This is a genomic window from Myxococcales bacterium (assembly GCA_012517325.1).
Lineage (GTDB): Bacteria > Lernaellota > Lernaellaia > Lernaellales > Lernaellaceae > JAAYVF01.
Genome location: JAAYVF010000095.1, coordinates 1 through 4,166 on the forward strand (window position 1 = coordinate 1; position 4,166 = coordinate 4,166).

The following is a 4,166-nucleotide window of genomic DNA, read 5'->3' on the forward strand; positions in this document are numbered from 1 at the left end:
CCCTCCGACGTCTGCCATCCCTCGACCAGCACGAGCAGATCGCATCGGCGAAGCATCTCGATCCCGCCCCGCAGAAAGGCGTCTTCGGAAGCAACCCCGGACATGAACGCCGAATTGGTATGGGGGCAGATGACGGCATAGCCCAGTTCCCAGAGCCGGACCGAGACGCAGCGGGCGGCCTGGATGTTCTCCATGATCTCGTTGTGGGTGCGGCCCCTGTATCTTCCGGCGACATACGCGAGCTTCATCATTCGACCTCCGACACGGACGCGCCTTTGACCTTGCGGGCGGAAAACCGGGACGAAACCGATTGCTCGGCCAGGGACTCCAGTTCGGTCTGCAGCAGCCGGAACCTCGCGGCCGGCATGTCCTTTCGGATCGATTTCAAAACGGTTTCCAACTGCTTGTTGTCCACGGCGAGAAGACGCGAACGAAGGTCGCCTTCGGACAGGCCGATGTTTTCGGACAAAAAGACGATCGTCTCTTCCGCCGGGTAGGTCAGGCTTTTCACCGGGTAGACCGAATAGTGGACGCCGTTGCTGTCGAAGGATCCCTCGTGTTCGATCCGCGCCTTCAGGATGGTTTCGAGATGGGACTTACGGGCGTACAGGATCTTCGCCTTCGCGGCGACCTCCTCCCGTTCCCGGGCGACGGCGTCGATGTCGGATTCGTCCCGGCAGAGAAAATCCACTTCGCCCAGCAGGGCGCGGTGAAAGGCGGGGCATTCGGACGACACGTCGCAGTAGACGCAGTTGGGTCCGAGGTTGGCGGGCCACTGCGTCGCGGATTCGATTTGCCTTCCCACGGTCTCGATGAAAGCCCGGGCGTCCTCAATCTGTTCGTCGGTGCGGGAGGTCTTGATTCGCACGCCGTGGCGAAGCATGTGGAATTCCAGTTCCACGTTCGGAAATTCCGGGAACAACTCCCTTGCGGCGAGTTGGTAGACGGACAGTTGCAGATCGGAGTCGACCTCCTCGCGGGAGAAGATGAGCCGGTTGGTCTTGTAATCGACGATCCGGATGGTGGAGTCGTCGACCCTGTCGATCCGATCGATGTATCCGAGAACCTCGAAGGAGCCGACCGGGATGCGGAATTTTTTCTCAACGGCCAGCAGGGTCGAGTGGTCGAACTCCGGATTCGCGGCCAGGTAGTTTCTGAGAATGGCTCGACCGTCCTCGAACAGCTTCGGATCGGTCAGCCCGGAGGATGCCCATTTTTCCTCGAAGACGGCCAGAGCCCGCTCTTTGCTCATCACCCCGACGTATTTTTCCGCGGCCAGCGCCTTGTAAAACGCCTCCAGGGTTTCGTGCATGAGCGATCCGAATCGCAGGGAATCGTTGGGCGTGGTCTTTTCGCCCAGGACATACTGTCGGTAGAAGCTCATGGGGCATTCAACGTAACGGCTCAGCCGGGAATAGCTGAGATACTCGTTTTTGAATCCGCGAACGGTTTCGGCGGTCATTGGGAAACTCCTTTCTTGTCGTTGGCCTTTTGCCATTCGACGCACATGAATTCGTCGCCCCGGGCGCAGGCGCCGTTGTCGATGTAGAAAACACATCGCTTGCCGTCGGCCTCGGGGTAGTAGTGCTCGCAGGTGAATTGCTTGCGGTCCCGATCGTCGAGCCTGCGGAAGGCGACGATCTTCGCGTCGAAGGTTTCGACGATTTTGCGTATGGTCCACACGTCCTCAGGGGTCAGTTCGAGGCGGTCCTTGTCGGTGTGCTTCGGGACGAGGTAGATGTCCCCGTGCTCTTTGGTCCGGAACCGGACCTCGCACTCCAGCTTCTTGAACGACTCGATATCATCGAGAACGGAGCCCTCCGGGTCCTCGTTGAAATCGGCGAGATCGGCGCTGTCGCCGCCGACGGCGGCCGGCGCCTGCGGAGCCGACGACGGCGACTCCGCATCGAACGCTTCCAGCCGTGTGGTCTTCACATCGGGTGGCTTGGGCAGGGGATTGCCGAACAGGTCCGTATCGGCGTTCGCCCATTGGCGAAGTAGCTTGCTCATGACAAATCTCCGATGCGATGTGAGGCGGGATGCGATTTGCTATGGAAGTTGGGCGAAAAGCCCGTGTAACCCGGGATTTTCAAAAGGGTACAAAAAGGTAACGCAAAAAATCGCCGTGAAATCGAAGAGATAAACTCTTTTTGTAACCTTGTAACTACTGTAACTGTAGAAAGATATACCCTCGTATGCGCGAGGCTCATTTCCGCGTAATTAACGCTAAATATTTTTTCTTTCTTATAAGGCGTGTGTCGTTTCGTCGATTTTGAAAAGGTACAGGTTACATTTGGCGAAAAGCTGTTTGATGTCGTGTGGTTATGGCGTAACCAAGGCGTACCCCGGTGAAACCTCAACTTGGTTTCGTAACTTCCGCCAAAACCACCCGAACCGCCTTCGGTCGTCGGGGCGTCATGGCGCAAAAAGGTTACAAGCGGTGAAAAGTGCATGTGTTTCGCTGAGTTGCGTCGTAACCCGCCCGTAACCGGGGAAAAGTGACGATTTTTCATTGCTCGAACGCCTCCCTGACGCTGTCGGGCAGCTTCGCCATGTCCAGCTTGAGGGATTTGCGAACCGCGCCGTTGAAACGATGGGGGAAGTTGCAGGCGACGAAGAACGCCTCCTCCTTGAACTGGTCCAGGATCGTGTTCCTTCCCCACGCCTTGTCGCCGGTGCGCTGCCGGTGTTCCTTGGCCCAGATGCTGTAGATGCCGGAGAAGTAGAGGTAGAGATGGCCGTCGACCCAGTGCCGGTCGTAGAAATCCTGGGGCAACTGCCCCATGGCCTTCATGACGCACATGTCCTCGAGGAAGCCGCTGACGATGGTTTCGGATTCCTTTATCTCCTGGACCCGGTCTCCGTCCTTGCGAATCCAGTGGAGGAAGTCGACATCCTCCCGCAGCAGGAACAGCCCCGCCGCGGCGACCGCGTAACCATAGGCGTCCCGATCGGTGAGGCCATCGTCCTTGAGCTTCCGGCGCACCGTCTCCACGTTGTCGATGAAGGCGGCGGCGGTTTCGTGGTTTTTTCGAAGCAGCAGGTCGGTGACGATCGCCGAGGCGCCCTGGATGAGTTCGTTGACCCGCTGATAGAGGGAGTCGCGCCGTTCCAGGGTGGAAAGCTGGATGACCAGGCAACGTGAGAAAAGACCGTTGTCCTCGGGCATGTGCTCGCCGGTCAGAATGAGGGACCCGCGCACCGCCACGTCCCGGGTGCCGAAGTTGGCGGCGATCCCCTTGGTCGCGCCCACGAAGTTGTAGGCGTCGCGCAACACCCCGTCCTTGATGGCGACCCGCTTTTCGTTTCGGTATTCGTCGAACCAGACCGGCAGAGCGGAAAAATAGGACAGACGCCGGGAGATGCCGGTGGGGGTGGACTCGGCGATGTTCTTGCCGACGTCGTACAGCCCCCAGAACTGGGTGAGCCAGTTGGCCAGGGTGTTTTTCCCGCAGCCGCGCTTTCCATATAGGTAAAGGATGGGGAAGCTGTCGTACCGGGCGACTAGTTCCCGTTGGAAGACCAGGGCCAGGGTCCAGCCGACCGCGAGATAGGCCTTGTACCCGCCCAGGTTTTCGCGCATGGCGTCCAGCAGGTCGGCCGCGAGATTCTCCATTTCGGCCTGATCGGGATTGATGATCATGTAGGGGATCTCGCTGCCCGAGGACATGGCCTTCTTGCCCTTGTCGATGTTGCCGGAAAGGGCGGCCGGCCGGAGGCCCCTGCCGGGCGCGATCCAGAAAACGCCCTCGCCGTCGGGCTGATGGACCTGTCCGTTTTTGATCAGCGCATTTCGGAACAGCCAGGCGTCCTCGACGGCGATGAACCCGACGTGGTCGGGCTGCGCGATGACCTTCTCCGGGGTTTCGCTCTGGATGTCGGCCCAGAGGTGGGCCAGGTCCGCGTCAGAGCCGGTGTAGTTGAAATACCCGGCGTTGTTGCAAAAGGTCATGAAGGCGACGCGGCTGGCCATGCTGCGGGAGGTCATCACGATGCGCGGGCTTTCATGGCCGCCTTTGATGAAAACCACGTCCCGTTCGTATCCCTCGGCGGTCAACAGCAGGCTTTTAATCCGGATGACGAAATCGGTGATCGGCTCGTAGACCGGCTCGCCCTTGTCGAAGCCGCGAATGGCCTTGTACACGCCTCCGGATTCGATGACGCGG

At 59.4% G+C, this 4,166-nt stretch carries 4 protein-coding genes; all 4 read right to left on the reverse strand.

All coding sequences use genetic code 11. The features are described from left to right. Positions 1 to 251 (reverse strand): DUF4406 domain-containing protein (locus GX444_16990; GenBank protein NLH50278.1); only part of this gene is annotated, 251 nt, incomplete at its 3' end. After that, positions 248 to 1,462, reverse strand: coding sequence for a PD-(D/E)XK nuclease family protein (locus GX444_16995; protein ID NLH50279.1), 1,215 nt, complete (start codon positions 1,460 to 1,462; stop codon positions 248 to 250). The genes GX444_16995 and GX444_16990, both read right to left, overlap by 4 nt. Then, entirely contained in the window at positions 1,459 to 2,010 is a 552-nt protein-coding gene (locus tag GX444_17000; GenBank protein ID NLH50280.1) for a hypothetical protein, read from the reverse strand. Before GX444_17000 ends, GX444_16995 begins: the two co-directional genes overlap by 4 nt. A gap of 499 nt (positions 2,011 to 2,509) precedes the next feature. Then, complete coding sequence (locus GX444_17005; protein ID NLH50281.1) at positions 2,510 to 4,144, reverse strand: hypothetical protein; 1,635 nt, start codon at positions 4,142 to 4,144, stop codon at positions 2,510 to 2,512. Between the last annotated feature and the right edge of the window lie 22 nt (positions 4,145 to 4,166).